Raw genomic sequence first — 24020 nt, 5'->3', positions numbered from 1 at the left:
CAGGTTTATCGAATCATACTGTCAGTGATTATCTTGGAAGGGCTTAATTCAGCTTATGAGTCACGAACTCTTTGTTTCTGACCATTAGCCACATCAGGCCGCCTAGCGTACCGATGGATAATTGAATAAAGCCTAGGTTTTCAATCAGTGACTCTGGGCGTATTGAAACTAATATCATACCAAGCGAACCACAAATCATGCTGAAGAACTGTATCAGTGCGACGGCAGAGCCTGTGTCATGATCTTGTTGGTTCAACATCAAGTTGGTACCCGGTACTCGCATGATGATCGCCATCAGTGTCGCTGGTGCAGCGATGAACATAAAGAACCAAGGGGACAGGTCACCAATGGTTAGGGTGAAGATGCCCGCAAGCGCTAATAAAGCAAAGCACCCTGAGATGACCTTTTGAACCGGCATTCGGTAGGACAACTTCATGTAAATTGTTGGACCAAATGAGGCGCACAATGCATTGAATGCGAATGCGTAGCTAAACTGTTGTTCGGTCAATCCAAAGCGATCGATGTAGATATAAGAACCCGCCGCAAGAAAGCCCATCAATGCCATCGGTATGATAGAGAAAATGACCAGCAGCTTGAGGAACGAGCGGTTTTTCATGACCACGCCCATTCTTCCCCATGAGCGGAACATAGAACCTTGGTATTTGGTTTCGAGTGTTTCTCGATAGCAGCAAGCTAAAACTGACGCAAATGCACCAAAAATGGCGAGGGTGACGAACATCATTCGCCAAGACGCAATTTTCAGTAGAAAGGCACCAAGTACAGGCGCAACCATTGGCGCGATGATCACCAGTGACATGATAGTCGCCATGATCTTTTCACGTTCTCGCCCATCATAAAGATCTTTTACGATGGCAGTAGCGATAACGGTGATAGCACTACCAGCAAAGGCTTGGAATACACGAGCGCCAATTAGCTGTTCGATGCTATTGGTCATCGCGCACAATATGCTCGCGACCATATAACCCGCTAATCCAATTAATAGGATCGGCTTACGACCAAATTTTTCGCTGAGCGGCCCCCAGAACAAAAGACCTATAGCGTAAGTAACGAAGTAGCTGCTCAGGGTTAGGTTGACCATTGAGCGGTCAGTATTAAACACCTCGACCATCTGCGGAAGCGCAGGTAGGTAAAGGTCGATGGTCAATGGAGGGAAAGCACTTATTATGACGAGAAAAAATAGCATACCGGTCTTTCCCAGTACTGGTTGTGGTCTCTTCAAGGTGGCTCTCCGTTGTCCAAAATAGGTTTTTAATTGGTGTGATAGTATCTTTAGGTTTTGTATGATTAGTTATCTCAAAGCTCTAAAATCAGCAAGGATTTGTGACCTCTAAATGTTTAACATCGAGTTGAAAGGTTCAAGCCAGCAAGTACCTATGCTGGCTTGAGGGTATACTTAGAACTTAAATTTAGCAATCTGAGTGGAGAGGACAGTAGTTTGCGTCAAGATATCATTGGATACGTTTGCCAAATCGTCATTCACGTTAACTAGTTCTTTTGCACTACTATCAAGAGACTGCATGTCATTTGCGACTTTTGAACTAACGTTTGACTGCTCTTCGCAGGCGGATGCAACAGAATCTACCATGCCATTGATGGACGTTACGGAAGAGATAATGCTCGATAGTGCTTGCTGTATTTCATCTGCGCTGGTTTTTGTTTGCTCCACTAAAGCTTTCGAGCTCTGTGTTGCAACAAATGACTCGTTTGCTTCTTTTTGTAGGCGTTCAATAATAGATTCAATTTCATTGGTTGAATCATGGGTTTTAGACGCTAATGAGCGCACTTCATCCGCAACAACCGCAAAACCACGGCCAGACTCACCGGCCCGTGCCGCTTCAATAGCTGCATTCAATGCCAATAAATTAGTTTGTTCCGCAATCGCTTTGATGACTACAATCACTCGACCTATATCATCACTGCTTACTTTTAGTGAATTCGCACATTCCGCTGCACTTTCCAGACTTACGACCAAGTCATCAATATTACGTTCATTGATATCGATTGTGTGACCACTTTGCTGACAAAGCTCGAGTGCATCATTTGATTGATACAGCGTATTTTCCGTATGAACAGCAATTTCTTTGGTTGCTAAATCAAATTGCTCAATGCTGTGCAAACTTTCTTGAGTTAACAAAGATTGTCGTTGGCTTTGTTGGTTCATTTCATCACGTAGTTGCGATATACCGTGGCCACTCTTATCCAACAGTTTGGTCGTGTTCGATGTTTCGAGAATGATAGATTGAATAGTAGCAACGAATTGGTTGAATGCTTTCGCAAGTGATGTGACTTCATCATTGCCTACTTCCGCAACACGTGAAGTGAGGTCTCCTCCACCAGAAGCAATTTCATTCATTGAATCAGCCATGTTTTTGATGGGCCTGACGACTTTTCTATCGAGGACTATGGAAATCAGAATCAGGCTAGCAATAAATATGCAAAGCAAAATACTAATCGCAAGTTGCATAGAGTTCATTAAATTAGCATTCGTCACATCATGGTTAAAACCAACATTAACTTTACCGATAGGCAATGAATCCCATGAAATAGCCATCGATGAGGATTCATCAATGTCACGTGGATTAACACTACCTAATATGTTGTTATTTTGATCGAGCACTTGAATGTTTGCGATTACGTCATTATTTGAATACGCTTCAATGATATTAAGTATCAGTGTCTTATCGTATGCATAAACAGGTTCTTGCAATATCACACTTAATTCAGAGGTTATACGCTGGATTTCTTGTGAAGATTTATCAGTAACGTTTGATTGGTTAATCATAAATTGGATTGGCAAAGCGATAGCAGCAACAATAAGCATCACTGCAGCGATCAGTAAAACCATTTTTTTTGTTATTTGGTTCATAAAAATGTACTCAGTTGGCAAGCGGATCAAAGAAATATTTTTCTGGGATAGAGCGGGTGTCTTCGGTCAGATATGGATTTTCAAGATCGATAATAGTTCGCTCTGAAAGGTTGGCCCGTGAGAGCGCCATTCTTACTTCGGAGTCTTCGAAAAAGAGTTTCTCATAGGTGCCATCAGCGAAAATTTCTTCAACCACTTCTGTGATGTGTTGCTGAAGTTTTGTGTTTTCTTTTTGGACAAAGAGCATATATGGCATGCGATAGCGGAGCATGACATGACTATCAACAGCTAAAGGTAGTTCTGGGTATGATTGCATTTCTGCAAATGGTTCCATGACACCACGAGCAAACAAGTGGCACCGATTACCAGCAAGCATCATCTCAAAAATATTTGGATATTTAAGCGATTTAGCGGTTTTTATACCATTGGCATCAAGAATGAATGTGTCTGGCCATGTTTTCCCTGAACAAACTTTAAAGCGCGTGAAATCCGCTTTAGATCTTACGTTTGCGAGTAATTGTTTATCTTTTTCATGAATTAATCCGATTCGCATACCAAGCATTCCTCGATATATAGGGAACAATATTGGAGCAAAGCGTTTTTCCATGTCGAGACTGGTCGCTGACCAATAAAGGTCAATCTCTCCCGACTCTAAATCCGCCATAACTCTTGATTGAGCAGGTTCCCCTGTTGCTTGATAGACAAACTCGATTTCATCGAATCGGCTCGAGCGATTAACAATTTCTTGAACCAAAGTAAGGTGCAGTTTTTTGTCATTCGGTTTACCTGGCAATCTTAAAGGTTCAGCGTAAGTTATTTGGCAAGTACTAAAAATAAGTATCAAAAAAGTAAAAATGGAGCGAAACATTCTTGGTTCTATAGGCGTGTGATTAAGTGGCGGTAATATCGGTTACCATGTGCTATTTTGATACGAAATTAACGCCACATTGTGACTTTTCTCTCGTTTTGTATGGGTAATTTAATGCAAGGTCGGATCTGAAATATAAGCATGTAAATATAGGTTTCCAGCCCAATCAGGGTAGCTTGTAATCGCCAGCGACACATTGTAATGATTATCGAGTTGGCTTGTTATCTTTTCTTTGGGCGCTTTTCGACTAAACCGTTACGCTCTAAACCGCGTCGAACGCTGCTGCATAGTTTACCAAAGCGGCGCAGTTCTTCGAAGTTAGGGCCTTGGCCAATGGAAATACTGTGCTCCCAATACATTAACTCGCTGTCGACCATCTCAAGTAGTTTCTTAGAGCAACCCGAGCAATTTCCTTTTGGACCACAGATAAACGTCTCTGACTCGTAAAGTGGGAGTTCGTTTTTAACTTCTTCAATTAAGTTAAGCATTGCCGAGTTTAAGTCTGGCTTTTTGGGTGTAAGTGGCTTCAAGCTTGGTGCTTGAGTCGCAATTAATGGGGAAGTCAGTTTGTTAGGTTGTAAGTTCAAAGCAGCTGATGACATATCAAAGGCCTCAAGGAGAGAAGAAGGTGGGCATGCTACTCTTCACAACAAAGTGAATCTTGATGTAGTGCAATAAGCGCGGATATATACCCAAAAGAGGTAGGAGCCACAAGCGTTGTGGCTCCTTTCATTAAGACTCGTTATTAATGAGATATTTTAGAATTCGGCGTCGAACTGAAACTCCATCCACTCTTTGGTCACCGGGTGGTGCAGCGCAAGTCTTTCCGCGTGTAAGTGCAATCGGTCGGCTTTATTGCCATATAGGCCATCACCGACGATAGGCATGTTAAGGCCTTCTTCATGTGAACAGTGAACACGCAACTGATGTGTACGCCCTGTTCTAGGGTGCAGGTAGACCTTAGTGGTTTGCTCGTTTCGCTCAATCACTTCCCATTTGGTTTCTGCAGGCTTGCCGTGTTCGAAGCAGACAATCTGACGAGGGCGGTCATACAAATCACCACGCAATGGCAGTCGAACATAGCCTTCATCTTCTGCTAGAACGCCTTCAATCATTGCCACGTATCGCTTTTCGACTTCACGAGTAATGAACTGCTTCTGCAAGCTCTTGTTCGCACGTCGTGTGAGAGCGAAAATTAGAATACCCGAGGTTGCCATGTCTAAGCGGTGAATAACAAATGGTCCTTCAACGTCGGGATGCATTTCTTGAACACGTGTGTAGGCGGAATCTTTGATGGTTTTACCCGGCACGGATAGAAAACCTGCCGGCTTGTGTATTACAACGATGTGCTCATCTTGGAACAGAATATCCAGCTCTTTGCCTTCAGCAGGGTTCTCTAGCAATGGGTTTGGATCGACTTCTAGACCTTTCATCATATGGCCTAAAATCGGTACACACTTACTTTGGCAAGAGGCGTAGTATTTCTTGTGCTTTCGGATTTCAGATTTCGGTGAACGACCCCACCAAAATTCAGCCAATGCCAATGGTGTGTAACCATTTAAGTACGCGTATTGCAGCAATTTAGGCGCAGCGCATTCGCCAGAGCCTGCTGGTGGTATCTTGTTTGGCGTGTTTTCAAAGATCTGGTTAAGGTCTTCAACGTTTCCTTCCGCATTTTGGAAAGCGTATTGTGAAAACAGCTTGTGTTGAAGCTGATGAGAAATGTGTGCTCTTTGCTCTTTTAGCTCAGCCAGTTGAGTTGTGAAAACATCAACTTTAGCCTGCAATACTTGCAGGGTCTGTTCCCAGTTGAGTTTTAGGTACTTCTGCTGGTTCTTGTCGGCAACACTGGCCTTGTTTAACTCATTGTTCAATTGCTCGAAGGCTTGCTCATCAAGGTTTTCTTTACCTTGTTCACGTTGTTCTTTACGCGTTTTTCGGCCTTCAATAATCAATAGACGTTGAGCTTCAATTTCTTGCTCAGCTTGCGTTTTTTGCTGCGCCAGTTGCTCGCACAACTCAAGGTATTCTGCGTTAGCTTGTAGTGCTTTGAATTTTGCATTCACAGCCATCATGTCGGCAGTATCTTGATGGAAAAAACTGTCGCTGCTGAGCATGTCAAATACTGGTGGCACAAAGTGGGGCAATAGGTTCTGGTCGGCGATTTTCCCTGAAAAAGCAGAGAAGTACCCCAATTCACCTTCAGGGCTTTTCACCAATAACACACCAAACATTTTGCCGCGACCAGCGTCAGTATCAAGTCCGAAGTCATGCTGCCAGTCGGTTTGAGTTTCTAGATATTGTTGAAGCTGATGAGAAGCGATTTCACACAATGGGTGCGGTTCGTAGTAGAACGGGAATGTGAAACGCTCAGGCAACGAATATGACTCGATCGGCTGTTGAAAACGAGTGAAGCAATGCTCAGGTGTGTGGCTGTTTTCTGAGTCGTGCGTTGGTTTTGATGAGTGCATAGTCGTATTAATACTTATATCGTGGTGATAAATGGTTGTGAGTCTACTGTGTATGTTTAAAGGCTTTAAACACAGTACAAGGCGGCGATTCTACTCTTTATCGAAATACGCCTCAAATAAGAAATGGTTCTATTACAGGATAGCTAAGCTAGATGGTTAACACTGAACCCATGAGTTATGGCTTGAACGCCATTAATTGATGAGTAACTTCTCGTTTTTAATCATAGAAGACAATCTAACAAACCAAGGGTGGTAGCCTTGCCGCCCTCTTATTAAAACTAAGGTAACGTTATGATTCCACTCAATACTTCGATTGTTTCCGGTGTCGCTATTTCAGAGAGCGACGGACAAATGAAAATGCTATTAATGAAGCGTGTTAAAGGTGAGTTTTGGTGTCACGTCGCAGGCTCGATTGAAGCGGGTGAAACAGGCTGGCAGGCTATCGTGCGCGAGTTTGAAGAAGAGACCCAAATTAAAGTGGAAGCTTTGTATAACGCGCAGTTTCTGGAGCAGTTTTATGAGGCGCACGTGAATGTGATTCAGCTAATCCCTGTGTTTGCGGTGCTATGCCCACCCAACCAAGCGATTGAACTGAATGACGAACACACCGAGTACCGCTGGTGTAATTTAGAAGAAGCAAAAGCGTTAGCGCCGTTCCCCAACCAACATGCCGTCTACGATCATATTTGGTCGTATTTTGTCGATAAGCCAGTCAATCCGCTTTATCGAGTGAAATTGAACTAATACTGGCTGTTTAAGATCTAGGACTTACCAAGGTAAGGGGTTAAAAAGGCGCTCACTTGCGCTTGGCATAACCCCACATCCACCTTCACGCCGTGCGATTCAAGGATGGCAACTCCACGACCATTATTACGAGGGTCTGGGTCTAGCATCGCCACGACTACGTGTTTTACACCTGCTTTAACCAATGTATTGGCGCAAGCGGGTGTTCTGCCGACAAACGAACATGGCTCTAAAGTTACGTAAGCGGTAACCCCTTCCATTGTTCCGTCCGTTTTGTCGTTATAGTTATTGAGTGCTTCAACCTCGGCGTGGTTTCCGCCGACTTTTTGCGTGTATCCAACAGACACCACCTTATCGTCTTTCACCAAAACACACCCTACTGGCGGGTTTGGTTGGCAATCGGGTAGGGCTTGGCGCGAAGCTTCAAGAGCTTGCTGCATGTATTGTTGGTTCATGGTCGTTACTCAGTATGACGAGAGAGCGCAGCAGTTAGTGGTCGCGTGCGGTTGATGAGTTGATTAGTTACTAAGCTAATAAATTAATAAGCTAACAAGTGGGGGCATGTTCGATCTGATTGGGCTTTTAGTCAATGGTTTTAGCTTTGAATTCGAAAGCTAGTTAACTGTGACTAATCGTTAACTTGGACCACTGGGTCAGCCAGTTCTTGGATTGTACTCTTTGATCAAAGATATCTCGGTTACGCTTTGGGTTGGGTGTGATTTGCAAATCAAACAAACTCTCTAAACCAAAAGACGAAATACATTCGATGTCTCCATTGAGGCTTTGCTTTACGGCCACTGCGGTCTCTTTCTCTGGCCAGTAACTCATCGCATCCAATGAGCTTTGGTAAGACTCATCCCCATTTCTGGTGTGCATGTTGGCTTGATTGCGAACTTGCCAATTCAATTCAGGTAACCGTTGTTTAAGCTGAGCCTCGTATCGAAGATCCGATTCGTAAGAGGTATCAATGGGATCAAAGTAGATCACATCAATATCATTGAGTGGAGTCGGGGAGGCATAACCATGTAGGTGATCCCAAACGAGGTTTCTCACAAAGCCCGCAGCAACATAGCACTGCGGCAAATCCAGGTGAGCGACACAGTCTAAAACCTGCATTCGTAAGGGATCTTGTTTGATCAACGTGACGATGTGGTTGGCTAGCGGATGTATCATTATGATGTCGGAACGTCGGTGACTTGGTAGTGACGTGTCACGTTCTGGGAGATTTCACCCCATTCAGAGGCTTTGACTCGCTGTTGGTGCGCTTCGAATGCTTCTCGGCTAGTGAATTCTTCATACACTTCAAAGCGATTAGGTTGAAGCGTGCTTTGACTGACTCGAAACACGATACAACCAGGTTCTTCCAGTGTCAGTTCTTTGTGTACAATCAAGGCTTGTGTGACGGCTTTTAGGTCGTTGTCTGGCACTAGAATATGCCCTTGCAGAATTACTTTACTCATAATTACGTCCATTTAATTACGTCTATTTAATTTTGTCCACTACGGCTTTTTTCTATAAAAAGCTTTACCCGTTACAAACATAATCCCATTTTGATGTTGTGACGTATAGGCTAATGTGGCGATTAATTGTTCACATTGAATACATCGTTGGTTACAGCGTAACTTTAGGGGCGATGTGAGCAATAAAAAATAAGACGTTGGAACTAAATCCGCGTTGGTCCGGTCTATTAAATTAGTATCATTGAACTGTATTGATACTGAAATGAATTTGTCATCTGAGAGAACTAACCTTAATTTTGAAGAGCGGCTCATAGGATTGAATTGAGCCATAGTTGATATCTAGGTCATACTTTGATGTAAATGGTACTCAAAACTCTATAAATTTTGTGATTTGTATCATTGATCTGGACATCAAACACCGTTAGATTCGAATGGTTGGCAATAAAAATAGCTCATGAAGAGCAGTTAAAGAAAAGGAAATATCCCTTATGAAAAAAATGAGAAGAGCACAGCTTCATCGCGTTCGCATCCAATACTGGAAAGACACAGCGAAAGAAGCTTCAAAGAAATAAGCTTTAAATCGTAAAGCTTTAAGATAAAAAAAAGCTGAAAAGCTTAATCAAATGTAAAACGCAACAAATCGATTTCATTAGCACTCTCAAGGACCTTCATCTGGTCGGCGACTAAAGAAATCATCCCCAAAGAGCTGGCAGGCATTAACAACAATGCAATTCAATGTCAGCTCATTAATACCTCCTCTAAGTTTATCTTCGTTTGTTAAACCTGTTACCCCAAACTAAAGCTTGTTCCTTGTTCCTTGTTCCTTGTTCCTTGTTCCTTGTTATCGCATCCCTGTACTCGTTAACGTCTTGATAATAAAAAAGCTCCCGATTTCTCAGAAGCTTTGATTTAGATTTTGATATCTGATGTGACTGCCCGATAAAGGCTCGTGCTTAGGATAGACTCTAACGTTGGAACAGCGTCTTTAAGCTCACATCGTCCGTTCTATTTAGCTTTAGGCTCAGTAGATAGCCACCAACACCGATCAGTGCGTAAATACCTAAAGATAAAATCGGCGCTTCTGCAATCGCACTTAATGGGTTGCTTGCTATGAGTACATTCATTGGTAATGACGCGATGAGAGTTAGGAAGTCATTGATGCCATAGAACCCAAACACTGCGACAGAGAGGAACTTAATCGCATAGCTTGAGATGAAAATGACAAGCAATGGAGAGTTTACCAGCTGCGAAATCGCTAGAGTGACGGTTGCCAGTGGCAATAAAACCAGTGCAACTAACATCATTCGTCCAAAAAACACGACCCAGTTGCTCAGCACATAAAACAGAGATTGTTGTTCAACCAATAGCGCCAGTTGTTGTTCACTTGAGACGTTCAATATCCAGAATAGAAAATCTGCGAACAGTACTAACAATGCACAGATAGCCGGAATCACCACTAAACCGAAGCCGAGTTTCACACCGTGAGTCATTGCGTTAGATACCGGCATACTTCTCCAAAACATCGAACTGCCTTCTTGGCGCTCTTTACGCAGCGTTTTAGGGATGTAAAGCGTTGATAGGATCAGTGAAATAAGGCCCGCGCCAAAGTAGATCACTGAGTTGAGGTCTTGTGCGAACTCTCTGTGGATGTCGCTCACGTCACCGTTCACTTGCATTTCGAAGAAAAACTCATGCTGCGCTGCGCCATTGAAGAACAGACTAACGAACAGTAAGAAACCACATAACGCGACAAACAGAGGCAATCGAGTGTTAATTTTGTGCTCGATGAGTTCTTTTTCTAGCATGTAAAAACTTGGATGCATTATGCCTTCTCCGTCTGTGTTGCAAGGAATAGATCTGCGAGACCAACGTTATAGATGTTACCCAGTGATTCAACTTGCGCTTTGTATTGACCTTCCAATAACCACTTAGTAGTGCCTAGCCCTGATTGTGAGGTCAGTGGGTTGAGTTTCTGAATCTCGCTTGAATGGTTGTTTGCGACTTCAATAATGAAATAGTCGCTTTCGATGTCTTCCATGCTTTTTTGCAGTACACAATGACCTTGCTTCAAAATCAGTACATCCGTTAATAGGTGTTCAATTTCTGAAACCTCATGGCTTGCAATGATCATGGCGCGTTCACCGTCGTGAAACCATTCTAGTAGGTGGCGATAAAAAGTATCGCGGTACAGCAAATCTAAGCCCAGTGTAGGCTCATCTAAGATCAACACTTGAGTGTCAGTCGCGATGATGATCGCAAGGTGAAGTTGTACTTTCATCCCTTTAGAAAGCTGCTTGATAGTAGAAGACAACTTAATGTTGGTGCTGCTTAATGTCTGTTCTGCTTTTTGCTTGTTGAAGCTAGGGTGCACACCTTGTGTGTATCGAAGTAGTTGTTTAACCGTCATCCACTCTGGTAACACGTTAACATCTGAGATGTACGACAAGTGCTGCATGAGCTCTGCGTGCTGGTGGATAGGGTGGTAGCCGTTTACTTCAATCTCACCTTGATAGTTGTGTCCACCAAGCAGTGATTTGATCAGAGTCGATTTACCTGCGCCATTGTGGCCCAGCAGTCCAAGCACTTGCCCCGGTTTTAACTCAAAGCTGATGTTCTCGACACCCACTTGATTTGAATAGGTTTTGGTTACGTTTTTCACGGAAAGTAAAGTACTCATGACTTGTCCTTTATATGTTGTGCTAGTTGTTTCACGAGTTCTTCGACACTCATATCAATGATGCTTAGCGTCTCAGCGATGGCTGGGATCTGTGTGTTGATGAATGATTGGTGTGCGGACTCTTTCAATTTTTGAAGTGCCCCTTCGGCCACATACATGCCTTGGCCGCGTTTTTTCTCTACCAAGCCTTCATCCACCAGTAACTGGTAGCTTTTCATGACAGTAAGGTGGTTGATCTTGAGATCGGCGGCAACCGCACGCACAGAGGGCAATGCTTGTAGCTCTAGCCAAACACCCTGAAGAATTTGGTCACTGATCTTGGCGGCAAGCTGCCTAAAGATCGGCTGGTCGTCTTTCCATTCGGTCATAATTAAAACTGCATGGTGATATACATGTGTATAACACTAACCTATTTATTCGAGTTGGCAAGGATTTTATGAAAGTGCATCGGGTATTTTTATGTTTAGATAAAGCACGTTTGGTGGGGAGGGCACTTGAAGCCTACATCCTTGTGGGCTCTCAAGCAGCTGTATAAGCGATGATTATTTGAATAGGGAATGGTTGCTGATCAAGATTTCTATTAGGCTGGGCCTATTGCTCCTTTGAGTCATTAGGCCGGCTATACAGGTAACCTTGATGTAAGTTGTAGCCTAACTGACACAAGATATATTGCTGCCTACGCGTCTCGACACCTTCATAAATCATTGTGATATTTGATAGGCGTCCAATCTCCGAGATATTGAGCAATACACCCTGATGATGCTCTCCTGACTCGATATCCTTAACAAAGCAACGATCCAGTTTTAGATAGGCCGGAGAGATAACATTGATGATTTCGATGTTGTTATTGCCCGTACCAAAGTCATCCAGAGCGATAGTGATACCAAGCTTTTTGATATCCTTAATGTTATCGATAACCTCACACCCATAGCCAATGTTCGAATATTCAGTAATCTCTACGACAAACTCATTCGCTTCCATCGCGGCTAAATGCTCTCTGAGCCTTGCGAAGTTCGACCCTACCAAAGCACTCGGACACACGTTGACACCATAGATCTCATGGCTGTTGTTTAACTTCGCTTTTCTGACTGTCTCGATGAGTAAAATAGTATGAAAGGTGAGTAAATTGGTGCGTCTCATGGTGTTGATGAAGCTTAAAACGCCAACGTTACGCACACGAGATAACAACTCGTAGTAGAGAACGCAGTTGTCTTCGGTGTTGATGATCGGCTCTTCTTCAAAGGAGATGTGTTTCCAACGAAACAGGTAGATCATAAAGCCCAGAATATAGGAGCGATAAAGCAGTGTGGCGAGAATCAGAGAAAGCGCAGTCCACAGTACGACAATATCGTCACTGTAAAAGGCAATGGTTGCAACGGTTGGCAGTGGTGTTTGATAGATAGCTTTACTTTCTTCACCTAGGTTCAGAATGTAATAACCATTCTTCTGGATCGAGAGCGAGTCGACTAACAGCGGCAATAGTGAGTTCTTGTATCGAGCTTCAATAGAGCGTGTAGAAATACGCACCGTAAGGTCAATGTCACGCTTGGTATCTACGAAGCGTGAATAAGCGAAATCGGTACTATCGTAAAAGTCATCAACTTGATCAAGGTCTACCATTTTCGAGCGTGTTTTGGAGATATAACATGAACCATAAGACGTAGTCATGATGACAGAATCTAAGTTGAGTGAATGCCTTAATGAGTGCACAGCCCCTTGGTTATCGCAACCATAGAGCATGATTTCTTCAGCAATATGTTTGGTGTTTTCGCTGTATTCATCTGCAATCTTCGTCGTATAAAGGATTTGGAAAAAGTAGACTACGAAGAGGAAAAATGAAGAGACGGTGAACACGGTTATCAGAGCCTTAATCAGCTCTCGATGATAGGTGTTGAACATCAGTTTCAACATCTCGAACTGGCTGGGCTTGAACTGGTTGATGTCGTACTTAGGTGCGATACGGTTGGTTGAGCTTTTATCGAGATCGATAAAGTAACCTACCTTATAAAGGTTAGAGATAAGTTCGCTATTATTATCTACCTTCGCTTTCTTACATAAGCTTCGATATTTCTTTCTTATAGAAGCAATAATATTTTTTAACGCGTATAAGCTAAACTCTTCGTCAAAGTGTAATTTAAAAGATTCTTCAACATCTCGTGCAGATTGAGGGTTTGATATTGACGAGTGTTCAATAAGGTATTTGAAAACAAAACTCTCTTTACTATTAAGAGTTTCCTCTGATATCTTATTACTGTCTCTTTTTATGTATATTTTTTCTTCATTGTAGATTAGTTGCAAGCTCTCATTATTGTTATTTATATTGAAAGAACAGTGCATAGCTTAACTCCTAAGCGATAGTTATTATATTTGTGTGATGGATATGTGATGGCTGGGATTTTCATTCAACACAAGAGTTCGATCTAAATAATATAACCAAAATGTCACCATTTTATCTCAAGATGTTGATACTAATCGCAGAATTTGGGCTTTAATGAAAGGTTATGGAGATGTTCACCCAAAAGTTGAATTTATAAATGAAAGCCAATGATTTACAAGGGGTAAGGGGGATTTATCCATTTGTTTTGGTATTTATCCATTTCACAGCTTCTACGCGGTAGGTTTAGCGACTGGATTTAGAGGTTTCTAATGTAGCTTCTGATGGTATTCATTCGGTTTATCGATATGTGAGATTTATCAGAATTTTTCATGATAAAATTAAATTATGTCATTTTATGTGATATTAATATAATTTATGTGGCGTATTGTTTTGGTGATTTAATTAAAGTAATCAATGATAGAATTAATTATATTTGTTGAATGATTGACTTTAATTTATTCTGTTACGAAATTTAAATAATTAAACTTTAAGGTGGGATATTTAAAATAGGGAAAGGATGATTTTTATCATGATGTGTTGATTAAAGAATTTTAATGGTATTATTATTGACATATGTATCAAATATGTGTCTATGTAAATATTAATCGGCTAGTGATGAAAATAAGATATGAATGAGGTTGGTGTTATACCATGAGCACTGCCTAAAAGTATAAGCAGCAACAAGTTAGATCAATTAGTGTTATTTTTGAGCAAATGTTAGCGTAACCACATGATATTCAAAGATCTGTTGCGGTGGCTTTGTGTTAACTATGGAAGCGTGCAATCGTTGAGTATTTAACATGCACCATCAAGCACCACGATCTGTGGTTCTTTTTCTGGCTGATAAAGCACTTGACAAAAGTCTCCTTCTGGCGAATAGGTGTAGTTTTCGGTGTCGAAAGAGATGGCGGCTACTCTTTCTGCATTGCTGTCAGAGTCTACTTCTTTGTTGATGACATGAAGCTCTGTTGCGTCGATATTGAGCAGTCTTCTTAGTGAGTCAACATAGGCGATTGGGTAACCATGACAAACGTAGTAGGTCTCAATCTCCGTCTTTTCAACATAGTTGCACTCATCCTCAACGCCAGCAATCGCTGACTTCGCGTAGATCATATCGATACCCGTGCGAAGGTTACCAGCCACATCATGTATTTTACTCGCCCGAGCACTTCCTTGAACGTCTAAGAACTTGACCATAGCTGTCGCCGAAACGATCGCTAAAATTAATACAGAGATGATGAGTTCTAAAAGAGTGAAGCCGTTTTGTCTGTTCATGGTTACCGATTATTTGCTCTGCTAAAGGGACGGAATGAGGGTAATCTAAATACCAAAGTCATTACAGTTAGTGGGTATAATGGTTTGGTGTTTTATTGTGTGAATTTCTAAGTAATCTTCTTTATAAACAATAGCTTAATTATTTCCTCTTACTGTTAAACGCTATGTAAGCATACGTAAGCGTACACACCCACAGCAGCCGATTGTTTAGGAAGCATTCAAACGACTTAATTTATTGATAAATAAGTCTTTAATTGTAGGATTGTCGACCATTCAAAAACTGACTTTCGACTTCATTTGAGGGAATTGGTTTACTAAATAAAAATCCCTGAAGATACTGGTATCCACAATCGATTAAGAACGCTTTTTGCGTTTCGGTTTCGACACCTTCAGCAACCACTTTTAGCCCCAATTTTTCACAGATAGCATGGGTGGCTTGGACAATCGCTTTGCTCCCTTTGTGTGAACCGTGGACGAAGCTTTTATCGAGTTTCACGGTGCTAATCGGTAAGTCATGCAACATCGACAGTGACGAGTAGCCTGTGCCAAAGTCATCAAGGTGAAGCTCTACGCCCAATTTAGAAATATCGCTTAACGCTTGCCTGACTTCACCATGCTTGAAGATCATGGAAGATTCGGTGATCTCAAGGGCGATGCTTTGAGGTTGGATATTGTAGAAGTTCAACATTGCTAATAGCTGCTCGGCAAAGGTCGCGTGCATCTGAATACTCGAAATATTGATACTCATCATCAGCTCACTATCAAACTCACGTTGCCATATCGATAGCTGTTTGAGTGCAGAGTTCAGAACCCATTTCCCGAGCGGTACAATCTGCCCCGTCTCCTCCGCTAAGCTAATAAACTCATCAGGGCCTATGTTACCTAGCTCTTTGTCTGACCATCGAAGCAAGGCTTCAAACCCTTTCACCTTGTCGCTGTTGGTGTTCATGATCGGTTGATAGTGAAGGTTGAGATCGTCGTTTTCTATGGCGCGTGCCAGTCGATGGCGGATCTCTACTTTGCGATGCAGGGTTTGTGCTAAGTCTGGGGTAAACGTTTGGAAGCGGTTTCGACCATTCGCTTTTGCAAGATGCATCGCCATACCCGCTTGCTTTAGCAATGTTTCTTGGTCAACCGCGTTATCAGGGAAATGCGCGGTACCTATGCTGCAACCGACAGATAAACTGCCGATGCCTCTGATATGGAAACTTCGGTTTAAGGCATCAATGATGCGAGAGCAAAGTAGTGGGATATTTTGATTTCGGCAGGTGTGGGCAATCACAATGAATTCGTCGCCACCAAATCGCCCTATCATGCATTTCTCATCAACCAACTGTTTAAGGCGTTCACCAACCTGTTTGAGTCGTTGGTCTCCGACAGTGTGCCCATAAGTGTCATTAACTAATTTGAAGCCATCAAGGTCGACAAACATCAATTCAAACGGTGAGCGATAGGCAATGCTGGTTTCTAGAAGGTTGCTGATCCCACGGCGATTATAAAGCTCCGTTAAACAGTCGTGTTCTGCGTTGTATCTGGCTTTTATCAGCTTCTCTTTTTGCTTTGTTGTACAGGTTAGGTTTAGCAGCAGTTCGCTTTTATCAAAGAGCCACTTTCCTTGCACATCAAAATGGTGTGCTCTGAAGGAGGAAACCTTGATAAACCAAGGCGCACCGGTTGTTGGTTCTCTATTCTGTAAACGTGTATGTACAAAAGTGATTACTATGTTTTGCGTACGGTAAATGTAGGGCTCTGATTCCAATATTGATGATCTATGATCAGTATATATACTGCCTTCGCTTTTAATAAATACTGGTGATAGGAATGTCGAAAACCAAAGTGCTCATTGTTGAAGATGACCAAGAGATAGCTCGTCTAACGACGCTTTACCTCGAAGCTGAAGGTTACAATGTTAGCGTTGTTCATGAAGGGAACTTGGCACTTGAAGCGATCCGTAGTATTGAACCTGATTTAGTGCTGTTGGACTTGATGCTTCCAGGGATGAGCGGCGCGCAAATTTGCCGTCAAGCCCGTGAGTTTTACAATGGAATGATTTTAGTGCTAACGGCTTCCGCCGATGAAATGAGCGAGGTCAGCTTGTTTAAATTTGGTGCGGACGATTACGTTGCCAAACCGATTCGTGGCCATGCCTTGTTAGCGCGAATTGAAGCGTTATTGCGTCGAGCGACTCCCGTAAAAACTGCGCAAGAAACTACGGCTGAAAAACAGTGCGATATTGTAATCAACAGCTCTGCTCAAAGTGCCACGCTCTACGGCCAAAACCTCAAGCTTACTTCTGCTGAATTTGAAATCTTAAACCTTCTCGTTAATAACATCTGTCAGGTCGTGACTCGAGACCAGTGCTGTCAGTTATTTAGAGGGATAGATTACGCGTTCAACGACCGCTCGATTGATATGCGCGTGTCTGGGTTACGCCGAAAGCTGCGCATTCACGCAAAAGACAAACAGTTGATTCGTACGGTTCGCAACAAGGGGTACATGCTGGTTGCGTAAGTTCATTGCTACGAAGCTTCGCTCGGTTTCGATGTTTGCTCGCTTATACCTTGGGATTGTGACTGGGATGTCGGCAACGATATTTTTGTTCTTGAACCTTGGTGAGGGGTACATGCGACGCACCGAGATCGAAACCTTCCTCAATGATGGCATCTACTTTGCGGAGCAGTATGTTCGTCAACACAATCAAGAAAACTCACTCTATAAAGAGCTCGATAGAACAGGCTACCAACAATTTTATATCTTCAATTTACGCCTGTTGGAGAATTGGTCGGGCGAGGCGCCTTGCCAACAATGTGAGTTATACACAACCTTAAACGGTGTGCCGATATATCTAAGTGATGACAACCTCTATTCGACCGTGTTTCAGCTACCAAACTCTAAATTCAGTTTTGGGTTCAGTGAGGTAGGGGACTTTTTCTCTCCTGACATTGAATGGTACGAAGACTCAGAACGACACTTTTTGTTAGGGCTGTTGTTGGCTGTGATTGTGGCGATTGGAGCAAGTGTTTACTTACCTGTGAGGCGTTTTCAAGAAAGAATAGAGTTGCTCGTCGAGAAGCAGAAACAGTTTGGTAAGGGCAAGCTTAGTACTCGATCTGACATGGACGACATCCATCCTGTTTCTGATTTGGCCAGCAGTTTTAACTTCATGGCTGAAGAGATCGAAAGCAAAGTAAAACAAAGTCATATTTTCGCTCAAGCTATCCCACACGAAGTACGAACTCCGCTAAGTCGTATTCAACTGGCGACCGATATCCTAAGAAGGGGAGCCCCCGATAATCATCAGGTTCTTTTCGATGACATTGATACCTACATTGAGGATATCAACGAGCTCACGTCAGAAATCATCATGCTGTCGAAGTTGAATGTCATGGATAACTCTTTCTTTGAGCTCGTTAAAGTGACCTCCGATCTTCGTGAGTATTGCCTAGACCGAATTCGTTACTCGAAACTAGACAATGCCACCTTTGAATCTAAGGTACAGCTAGAGTGCAAGATTAAGTGTGATTGCTCAATGGCACGCTTGGTGTTCGATAACGTTCTCAAGAATGCGGGTAATTACACACAAGACAAAGTGTGGATGACGCTGGATGAGAACTCAGAAAACTGGCTGGTGGTGATTGAAGACAATGGTTCTGGAATACCAGAGAATAGGCGTGATGAGGTATTCCTTCCGTTCTCTCGACTAGACTCAAGCAGAACGTCGACCAACGGTGGATTGGGGGTGGGCCTCGCGATTGCTCTATCGGCGGCTAAAAAACTTTCTTGGGATATCAAAATCGACGACAGCAACCATGGTGGTGCCAAGTTCAGTATCGTGATTCCTAGGATCGCATAAACTGTAGCTTTAAGAACTCTTCAGGCTCGTCAAATAACAAAGCCACGGACTAATACCGTGGCTTTTTCATATTCCGATTTACAAGCTAGTGACTTCTTAGTACTACTGCTTAGAGCTTAGAGCTTAGAGCTTAGAGCTTAGAGCGATGAAGGCCATAAATAGCGTGGTCAATGATGCGACCATTCAAGTTTTCGTTACGCGTGATGATACCTTCTAACGTGAAATGTAAGCGCTCACAAACCTTACGGCTGCTTTGGTTACCGGTTGCGGCTGATATCTCTACCTTTTCCATATCTAACTCATTGAAAGCAATATCAATCAGCTTCTGGACAACGCGCGTCACAATCCCCTTTCCTTGGTATGTCTCAGATAACCAATAACCTATCGTCACCTTTTGCTTATCATGATCAATAGTATTGAAACTGCAGTTACCGACGACCTTGTCTTGATACACGATCGCACAGGTCATGCTTTTCCCTTCCGCATAATCGTGTAGCGAGCGTTGGATGAAGATCCTAAAGTCTTGCTCGGTTTTACAATGTGGCGGCCACACGAGCCATTGACTTAGGTACTCATTCTGGCTTTGTGAGATTTCCGCGTAGTGAGAAGCGAAGCTCTCTTCAACCAATGCGATGGAGAGTTCGTTGTCGATAACCGTTTTAAACATGTCTTTCCTTTTCTTATGGCTGCTTATTTAAGCGAATCTTAGTCGGCAGGCTATAATGTCGCATGATTTTTAATATGCAACTATTTGTAGCACGGATTTTTCGTGATACGTTGGTTCTATCACGAAACTCATTAAACCTTACAATAGTTGTGTATATAATCATTAGCTATGTATTAGTATTAGCGGCCTAAATATATAAAAAATATAAAAATGCTAGGCTTAAATAATGAATCAACATTGCCAGGACGTGACCGTGGACTTAAGGAAGGCTCTATTCGGTATTGCTAAGGCGCTTGATAACGTCGGTTTCGAAAGTAAAAATCATGGACAGAGAGTGGGCTATATCGCGTATCGATGTGCTCTGAGTGTGGGGTGGGAAGAAGAGCAAGCGCAGCTCGCGTTTTCGTTAGGCTTGATTCACGACTGTGGTGTCTCGCAAATTGATGAACAGCTCAGTTTAACGTCTGGGTTTGTACCTGACTCAAGCTATCACCATTGTCAAAAGGGCTACCAAATCTTAAAAGAGTGCCCAGTTCTTTCTATATTTGCTAAGCCGGTTCTTTATCACCATACTCCGTGGTCTGAGCTAAGGGCTATTCATATCAGCGAGTTAGAAAGAGAACTAGCTGCCATCGTGATGCTTGCCGATAGAGTCGATTATCTATACGGCATAACCTCTTCTGATCGTTATGGAAACCTAACACCAGATGGCAAAGCGAGCATCATTGAACGTTTGACTGAACAAGCGGATGAGATGTTCGAAACCAACCTTGTGCAACACATGTGCGAGTTGGTTGATTTGGATGACTTCTGGTTTTCTATGGAGATTCCATACATCGAGAACATGAGGGATAACTTTGAACCTGTGCCATTTTTCTCCCAGCAAATGTCGCTGGATGAGACGGTGGCCTTTGCCGAGTTTATCGCCAATGTTGTTGATACCAAAAGTTCGTTTACCTTTAAGCACTCTTTAAAGGTTGGGCAGCTTTCAGAATACCTCGCCAAACAGCTGGGTTATTCCTACACCACTCAGCGCAAACTCTATCTGGCTGGGTTAGTCCATGATATCGGTAAACTGCAAACCCCTAATGACATTCTGCATAAGCCGGATTTACTCACTGAAGAAGAGTATTGCTGTATTAAACGCCATGCAACGGACACTCGATTCGCATTGCAGGAGTTGTTCAGTTCACCTCAGGTTTGTCAGTGGGCATCTAATCACCATGAAAGGTTAGATGGTTCGGGTTACCCAATGGGAAAAACGGCGGAAGAGTTGGATCAACCCAGTCGAATTGTTGCTGTGGTGGATGTGTTTCAAGCGCTAACTCAGTCTCGACCTTATCGTGGAGGCATGACGTTAGAAGAGACTCTCGCTATTTTGAGGGACCACGTTGATAACTTTAAGTTGGATCGAGAAGTGTTTGAGTGCCTTAATAAACACGCGCAATATTGCTTTGAATTATCGACAGACAAACGAATGTACGCGTTTTAACGCCACTGAATGCTTTCGAGGTGTGACGCCTAAACTCATACTCGGTCGAAATGACTAAACACCAGAAACAGAAAAGCGATAGCCGAGGCTATCGCTTTTTTTAATGGGGGCTTATCAGGATTTTTAGATCGAGATTAGTATCGCTTTAAGATCTCGATGATCGCTTGCTCAGTTTCCGCTGCGATGATGGCATCAATGTCATTATCATTTTGGAACAACTCTGATAGCGCCATAATCGTATGGATGTGGCTATCTGAGTCCATCGCCGCCAGAGTAATCGAAAGGTAAACGTCACCGTTGTCTTCTGACTCTAAATCAACACCCTTTTTGAATACCGTTACTTGCAGTGATGCTTCGTTCACACCATCTTCAGGGCGAGCATGAGGCATCGCAATTTTTGGTGCCAGAACATAGTACGCGCCGATGTCCTTGTGCTTTTGCTTGATAGCTTCAACATAGCTTGCTTCGATTTTGTTGCTTGCTAGCAGTGTTGAACAGGTCACATCAATCGCTGCATCAACCGTTAGGTTTTCTTCAGAGTTGATGATAACGCCTTGGTTACCAATTAAATCGAATAAGCTCATGAAACAATCCACCCTAGGATAAGACCAACAACACCGAAGTCGAAGTCAGCAAACGTTGTCGCTTCAAGACCAAGGCCACCCAGTACTGGAAGCAGTAGCATTGGTAGGAAAGAGATACACAGACCTTGCGAGAACGAACCTAGAATTGCACCGCGTAGACCGCCTGTCGCATTACCGTAAACGCCTGCTGCACCACCTACGAAGAAGTGTGGAACGACGCCAGCTACAATGATTGTCCAGCCAAGCGCACCTTGAACTGCCATTGCTAGTAGGCCAGCAGCGAAAGAACAAAGGAAACCGATAAGTACCGCGTTTGGTGCTACAGGGAATACCATAGGGCAGTCTAGAGCAGGTTTTGCGCCCGGTACTAGCTTGTCAGAGATCCCTTTGAATGCAGGAACAATTTCAGCAATCAGCATCTTCACACCTTGCAGTACGATGTAAACACCACCGGCAAACACAAGAGATTGCATGAAGGTGAATACTACCCAGTTTTGACCGCCTGATACTGTTTCAACAAAGTCACCGCCAGCAACAATTGAGGCAAACATAAAGAAGATAGCCATTGTTGTTGCTACAGCAACTGGCGTATCACGCAGGAACATTAGGCTCTTAGGTACGTTGATGTCTTCTGTTGATTTTGAAGTGTCACCAAACTTGCTACCAATGTAACCCGATACTAAGTATGAGAACGTTGAGAAGTGACCCATCGCCAACTGATCAGTACCCATCACTTTCTCTGTGTATTTTTGAGCAAGTGCAGGCATGATAACCATCAGTGAACCCACAATGATCGAGCCGATTGCAACGAGAGCAGTGCCTTCGATGTTAGCTGTAGACAGGATTACCGCTACCAGCATAGACATGAACATTGTGTGGTGACCCGTTAAGAAAATATATTTTAAAGGTGTTAAACGAGCCAATAAAATATTCACAACGAATGCGAAGAACATAATTAGAGCCATTTCATAACCGAATGCTTCTTGCGCTAATGCAACAATTGCTTCGTTATTTGGAATAACACCACTTACGCCGAATGCTTCAGTAAATACAACTGAGAAGTTATTTAGTGCGCCAACAAGAGCGCCAGCACCAAAACCTAAAATTAGGAAACCCATTACGGTTTTAATTGTGCCTTTTAGAATGGTAGAAACATCTGCTTTTTGTGCAACCAGGCCAATAAAAGCAATTAAACCTACCATGATCGCCGGCTCTTTTAATAAGCCGAGCATGAACTCGAAAAAGTTTTGCATAATTTTGACCTTACATGAAAGTTTTTAGTTGTTCTTCAATAGATGCTTTGTCAAAAATATTTTTAAGGCTGATGATATTCTCTTTACCAGCGTCTTTTAGTTGGTTTGCAACGTCTGTTGCTGCAACCCAAATATCCGCATTGCTTGATGCTGCAGATGATAGATCTTCGTGATCAACTTCTGCTTCGAAACCGATTTTTTTAGCGACTTCTTTTACTGCCATTTCCATCATTAGAGAAGTACCAAGGCCGTTACCGCAAACTACAAGAATCTTTTTCATAATATTTGTCTCAATTGGATTTTAGGGGTTGAGAAACTTCGTTCTCTTATTGTGTGAGAGCATAGTAATGGAAGTATTCAGATTTCAATAAGATCCCCATCACAAAACTAAAATGAGATTATGATGGAGATCTCGTTAATTTGTAGTAAAGATCCAGAGTGAGACTTTGATCAAATTTAACTTTTCACTCGAATATGCAACGTATTTTATTGAGAAAGGCAGGCTTAACTAGTTTTTATATTAGAATATAAATCTATAGAGGCTTTATTGTTGAAAACAGAGAGTTAATCGTATCGACCGTAGTCAGTAAGCATTTTCTTAAGCATGCTATTAACGTCTTTGGTCTTTTTATTTCTTTTAGTCAGTTCGCTAAGAGAGGTTGGTTTTGGGGAGGCAATATTTTCACTGTCGACTTCTTCTGTTTTATCTTTCATTTTCTGTACGGCAGGTAATAACATTCTAATTTCTTCGTTATTGGCATTGGTCAGTACCACAATATTTTCAGATTCAACTTGAGTAATGGTTAGTATCCCGTGTTTAACCGATTCAACCTTTTCACCAATCATAATTGATTCAGGCGCGACAGAACGATCGGTGAGTTGACCTGTACGTAATTTCGCCGCACTGATAGCGCGGATATTTCCAGTATTTTCAAACGCGACAATAACAGTATAGGTATTATAATATTCAACTACTGTCACATAGCCGTGTCTATTTGTTTTGAATCTAGCTCCATTGTTCATGTCGTGCGGAGCTTCCATTTTCTTCACGTGTTTCCTCTCTTAGTCTCGATGGCTGTTATATCTAATCAGCTCTATTGGTATTTTATAGATAATTATTTGGTGAGGTCATACAAAGTATATACGCATCTAAACTTAAGATGAATCTTGAAGTCTCGGGAAATGAGGCAGAGCACAGAAAAGTGGCTTTGTTTCCTAAATCAGGGAACTAATGCTTAAAGCTACGATCAGATCATCTAAGTTCACTCACATACTTAGAGCAATGCCAAAGCCTCGCTACAGAACAACTAACTGGAAACAATATAACCAAGCCCTAATCAATCGTGGCTCACTGACATTCTGGATTGATGAGGAAACGATTCAACAGTGGAATCAACTCAAGCAAGGTAAAC

General features: G+C 42.5%; 22 protein-coding genes and 2 pseudogenes. 5 read left to right on the top strand and 19 right to left on the bottom strand.

The features are described from left to right. Positions 1-43: 43 nt before the first annotated feature. The 5 genes from AB4493_RS20820 to AB4493_RS20800 all read right to left on the bottom strand — a co-directional run bounded on the left by AB4493_RS20820 (position 44) and on the right by AB4493_RS20800 (position 6226). Positions 44-1204, bottom strand: a complete 1161-nt coding sequence (locus AB4493_RS20820; protein ID WP_372155760.1) for a multidrug effflux MFS transporter — start codon at positions 1202-1204, stop codon at positions 44-46. Positions 1205-1414: 210 nt separating this feature from the next. After that, entirely contained in the window at positions 1415-2908 is a 1494-nt protein-coding gene (locus AB4493_RS20815; RefSeq protein WP_240698176.1) for a methyl-accepting chemotaxis protein, read from the bottom strand. Continuing rightward, positions 2898-3755 (bottom strand): ABC transporter substrate-binding protein, encoded by an 858-nt coding sequence (locus AB4493_RS20810; protein WP_102394170.1) that lies wholly within the window; start codon positions 3753-3755, stop codon positions 2898-2900. The genes AB4493_RS20815 and AB4493_RS20810 overlap by 11 nt, the downstream gene beginning before the upstream one ends. A gap of 221 nt (positions 3756-3976) precedes the next feature. Further along, positions 3977-4357, bottom strand: coding sequence for a hypothetical protein (locus AB4493_RS20805; protein ID WP_372138114.1), 381 nt, complete (start codon positions 4355-4357; stop codon positions 3977-3979). A gap of 156 nt (positions 4358-4513) precedes the next feature. Next, positions 4514-6226, bottom strand: a complete 1713-nt coding sequence (locus tag AB4493_RS20800) for a pseudouridine synthase (RefSeq protein WP_372155750.1) — start codon at positions 6224-6226, stop codon at positions 4514-4516. A gap of 291 nt (positions 6227-6517) precedes the next feature. Here AB4493_RS20800 and AB4493_RS20795 point away from each other — a divergent pair, with 291 nt between their 5' ends. Then, a complete protein-coding gene (locus AB4493_RS20795; RefSeq protein WP_017060581.1) occupies positions 6518-6970 on the top strand; it encodes an NUDIX pyrophosphatase in 453 nt (150 codons plus the stop codon). A 17-nt stretch (positions 6971-6987) separates the two neighbouring features. Here the strand turns inward: AB4493_RS20795 and AB4493_RS20790 are convergent, their stop codons facing one another. The 9 genes and pseudogenes from AB4493_RS20790 to AB4493_RS20750 all read right to left on the bottom strand — a co-directional run. Then, entirely contained in the window at positions 6988-7425 is a 438-nt protein-coding gene (locus AB4493_RS20790) for a bifunctional diaminohydroxyphosphoribosylaminopyrimidine deaminase/5-amino-6-(5-phosphoribosylamino)uracil reductase RibD (RefSeq protein WP_371725209.1), read from the bottom strand. Positions 7426-7588: 163 nt separating this feature from the next. Continuing rightward, positions 7589-8143, bottom strand: coding sequence for a nucleotidyltransferase family protein (locus AB4493_RS20785; protein WP_229648242.1), 555 nt, complete (start codon positions 8141-8143; stop codon positions 7589-7591). After that, entirely contained in the window at positions 8143-8430 is a 288-nt protein-coding gene (locus AB4493_RS20780; RefSeq protein WP_102555884.1) for a putative quinol monooxygenase, read from the bottom strand. Before AB4493_RS20780 ends, AB4493_RS20785 begins: the two co-directional genes overlap by 1 nt. A 965-nt stretch (positions 8431-9395) precedes the next feature. Beyond that, positions 9396-10253 (bottom strand): hypothetical protein, encoded by an 858-nt coding sequence (locus tag AB4493_RS20775; protein WP_372123580.1) that lies wholly within the window; start codon positions 10251-10253, stop codon positions 9396-9398. Beyond that, entirely contained in the window at positions 10253-11107 is an 855-nt protein-coding gene (locus AB4493_RS20770; RefSeq protein WP_017072200.1) for an ABC transporter ATP-binding protein, read from the bottom strand. The genes AB4493_RS20775 and AB4493_RS20770 overlap by 1 nt, the downstream gene beginning before the upstream one ends. Next, positions 11104-11475, bottom strand: a complete 372-nt coding sequence (locus tag AB4493_RS20765) for a GntR family transcriptional regulator (RefSeq protein ID WP_017060587.1) — start codon at positions 11473-11475, stop codon at positions 11104-11106. The genes AB4493_RS20770 and AB4493_RS20765 overlap by 4 nt, the downstream gene beginning before the upstream one ends. Positions 11476-11698: 223 nt before the next feature. Further along, positions 11699-13444: an EAL domain-containing protein gene (locus AB4493_RS20760; protein WP_372155748.1), complete on the bottom strand. Its 1746-nt coding sequence runs from the start codon at positions 13442-13444 to the stop codon at positions 11699-11701. Between the two features lie 835 nt (positions 13445-14279). Then, a complete protein-coding gene (locus tag AB4493_RS20755; protein WP_372155746.1) occupies positions 14280-14759 on the bottom strand; it encodes a type II secretion system protein in 480 nt (159 codons plus the stop codon). Positions 14760-15009: 250 nt separating this feature from the next. Beyond that, positions 15010-16398, bottom strand: a pseudogene (locus tag AB4493_RS20750) (putative bifunctional diguanylate cyclase/phosphodiesterase); the annotation flags it as partial. 182 nt (positions 16399-16580) lie between these two features. Here AB4493_RS20750 and AB4493_RS20745 point away from each other — a divergent pair. Both AB4493_RS20745 and AB4493_RS20740 read left to right on the top strand, forming a co-directional pair. Further along, positions 16581-17270: a response regulator transcription factor gene (locus tag AB4493_RS20745; RefSeq protein WP_017060591.1), complete on the top strand. Its 690-nt coding sequence runs from the start codon at positions 16581-16583 to the stop codon at positions 17268-17270. Beyond that, on the top strand, positions 17263-18612 hold the full coding sequence (locus AB4493_RS20740; RefSeq protein WP_372155744.1) for a sensor histidine kinase: 1350 nt from the start codon (positions 17263-17265) through the stop codon (positions 18610-18612). The genes AB4493_RS20745 and AB4493_RS20740 overlap by 8 nt, the downstream gene beginning before the upstream one ends. 130 nt (positions 18613-18742) lie before the next feature. Here AB4493_RS20740 and AB4493_RS20735 read toward each other — a convergent pair whose 3' ends face one another. Continuing rightward, a complete protein-coding gene (locus AB4493_RS20735) occupies positions 18743-19279 on the bottom strand; it encodes a GNAT family N-acetyltransferase (protein ID WP_017064876.1) in 537 nt (178 codons plus the stop codon). Positions 19280-19505: 226 nt separating this feature from the next. Between AB4493_RS20735 and AB4493_RS20730 the strand changes: the two genes are divergently transcribed. Next, complete coding sequence (locus AB4493_RS20730; protein ID WP_029235617.1) at positions 19506-20771, top strand: HD-GYP domain-containing protein; 1266 nt, start codon at positions 19506-19508, stop codon at positions 20769-20771. 134 nt (positions 20772-20905) lie between these two features. Here the strand turns inward: AB4493_RS20730 and AB4493_RS20725 are convergent, their stop codons facing one another. The 4 genes from AB4493_RS20725 to AB4493_RS20710 all read right to left on the bottom strand — a co-directional run bounded on the left by AB4493_RS20725 (position 20906) and on the right by AB4493_RS20710 (position 23649). Then, a complete protein-coding gene (locus AB4493_RS20725; protein ID WP_017069228.1) occupies positions 20906-21355 on the bottom strand; it encodes a PTS sugar transporter subunit IIA in 450 nt (149 codons plus the stop codon). Continuing rightward, positions 21352-22608: a PTS ascorbate transporter subunit IIC gene (locus tag AB4493_RS20720; RefSeq protein ID WP_017069229.1), complete on the bottom strand. Its 1257-nt coding sequence runs from the start codon at positions 22606-22608 to the stop codon at positions 21352-21354. Before AB4493_RS20720 ends, AB4493_RS20725 begins: the two co-directional genes overlap by 4 nt. A 10-nt stretch (positions 22609-22618) precedes the next feature. Then, positions 22619-22888 (bottom strand): PTS sugar transporter subunit IIB, encoded by a 270-nt coding sequence (locus tag AB4493_RS20715; RefSeq protein ID WP_017064872.1) that lies wholly within the window; start codon positions 22886-22888, stop codon positions 22619-22621. A gap of 284 nt (positions 22889-23172) precedes the next feature. Next, entirely contained in the window at positions 23173-23649 is a 477-nt protein-coding gene (locus AB4493_RS20710) for a hypothetical protein (RefSeq protein WP_029235263.1), read from the bottom strand. Positions 23650-23890: 241 nt separating this feature from the next. Between AB4493_RS20710 and AB4493_RS20705 the strand changes: the two are divergent. Then, positions 23891-24020: pseudogene (locus AB4493_RS20705) on the top strand (IS5/IS1182 family transposase); the annotation flags it as partial.

The sequence above is a fragment of the Vibrio sp. 10N.222.55.A1 genome (assembly GCF_041473835.1).
Lineage (GTDB): Bacteria > Pseudomonadota > Gammaproteobacteria > Enterobacterales > Vibrionaceae > Vibrio > Vibrio crassostreae_C.
This window is presented reverse-complemented; position numbering and strand designations above follow the sequence as displayed.

Excerpts from the sequence above, each read along its gene's own strand:
- AB4493_RS20820 (WP_372155760.1), bottom strand. The coding sequence starts at position 1,204 with ATGCTATTTTTTCTCGTCATAATAAGTGCTTTCCCTCCATTGACCATC.
- AB4493_RS20810 (WP_102394170.1), bottom strand. The coding sequence starts at position 3,755 with ATGTTTCGCTCCATTTTTACTTTTTTGATACTTATTTTTAGTACTTGC.
- AB4493_RS20805 (WP_372138114.1), bottom strand. The coding sequence starts at position 4,357 with ATGTCATCAGCTGCTTTGAACTTACAACCTAACAAACTGACTTCCCCA.
- AB4493_RS20800 (WP_372155750.1), bottom strand. The coding sequence starts at position 6,226 with ATGCACTCATCAAAACCAACGCACGACTCAGAAAACAGCCACACACCT.
- AB4493_RS20795 (WP_017060581.1), top strand. The coding sequence starts at position 6,518 with ATGATTCCACTCAATACTTCGATTGTTTCCGGTGTCGCTATTTCAGAG.
- AB4493_RS20790 (WP_371725209.1), bottom strand. The coding sequence starts at position 7,425 with ATGAACCAACAATACATGCAGCAAGCTCTTGAAGCTTCGCGCCAAGCC.
- AB4493_RS20785 (WP_229648242.1), bottom strand. The coding sequence starts at position 8,143 with ATGATACATCCGCTAGCCAACCACATCGTCACGTTGATCAAACAAGAT.
- AB4493_RS20780 (WP_102555884.1), bottom strand. The coding sequence starts at position 8,430 with ATGAGTAAAGTAATTCTGCAAGGGCATATTCTAGTGCCAGACAACGAC.
- AB4493_RS20775 (WP_372123580.1), bottom strand. The coding sequence starts at position 10,253 with ATGCATCCAAGTTTTTACATGCTAGAAAAAGAACTCATCGAGCACAAA.
- AB4493_RS20770 (WP_017072200.1), bottom strand. The coding sequence starts at position 11,107 with ATGAGTACTTTACTTTCCGTGAAAAACGTAACCAAAACCTATTCAAAT.
- AB4493_RS20765 (WP_017060587.1), bottom strand. The coding sequence starts at position 11,475 with ATGACCGAATGGAAAGACGACCAGCCGATCTTTAGGCAGCTTGCCGCC.
- AB4493_RS20760 (WP_372155748.1), bottom strand. The coding sequence starts at position 13,444 with ATGCACTGTTCTTTCAATATAAATAACAATAATGAGAGCTTGCAACTA.
- AB4493_RS20755 (WP_372155746.1), bottom strand. The coding sequence starts at position 14,759 with ATGAACAGACAAAACGGCTTCACTCTTTTAGAACTCATCATCTCTGTA.
- AB4493_RS20745 (WP_017060591.1), top strand. The coding sequence starts at position 16,581 with ATGTCGAAAACCAAAGTGCTCATTGTTGAAGATGACCAAGAGATAGCT.
- AB4493_RS20735 (WP_017064876.1), bottom strand. The coding sequence starts at position 19,279 with ATGTTTAAAACGGTTATCGACAACGAACTCTCCATCGCATTGGTTGAA.
- AB4493_RS20730 (WP_029235617.1), top strand. The coding sequence starts at position 19,506 with ATGAATCAACATTGCCAGGACGTGACCGTGGACTTAAGGAAGGCTCTA.
- AB4493_RS20725 (WP_017069228.1), bottom strand. The coding sequence starts at position 21,355 with ATGAGCTTATTCGATTTAATTGGTAACCAAGGCGTTATCATCAACTCT.
- AB4493_RS20720 (WP_017069229.1), bottom strand. The coding sequence starts at position 22,608 with ATGCAAAACTTTTTCGAGTTCATGCTCGGCTTATTAAAAGAGCCGGCG.
- AB4493_RS20715 (WP_017064872.1), bottom strand. The coding sequence starts at position 22,888 with ATGAAAAAGATTCTTGTAGTTTGCGGTAACGGCCTTGGTACTTCTCTA.
- AB4493_RS20710 (WP_029235263.1), bottom strand. The coding sequence starts at position 23,649 with ATGGAAGCTCCGCACGACATGAACAATGGAGCTAGATTCAAAACAAAT.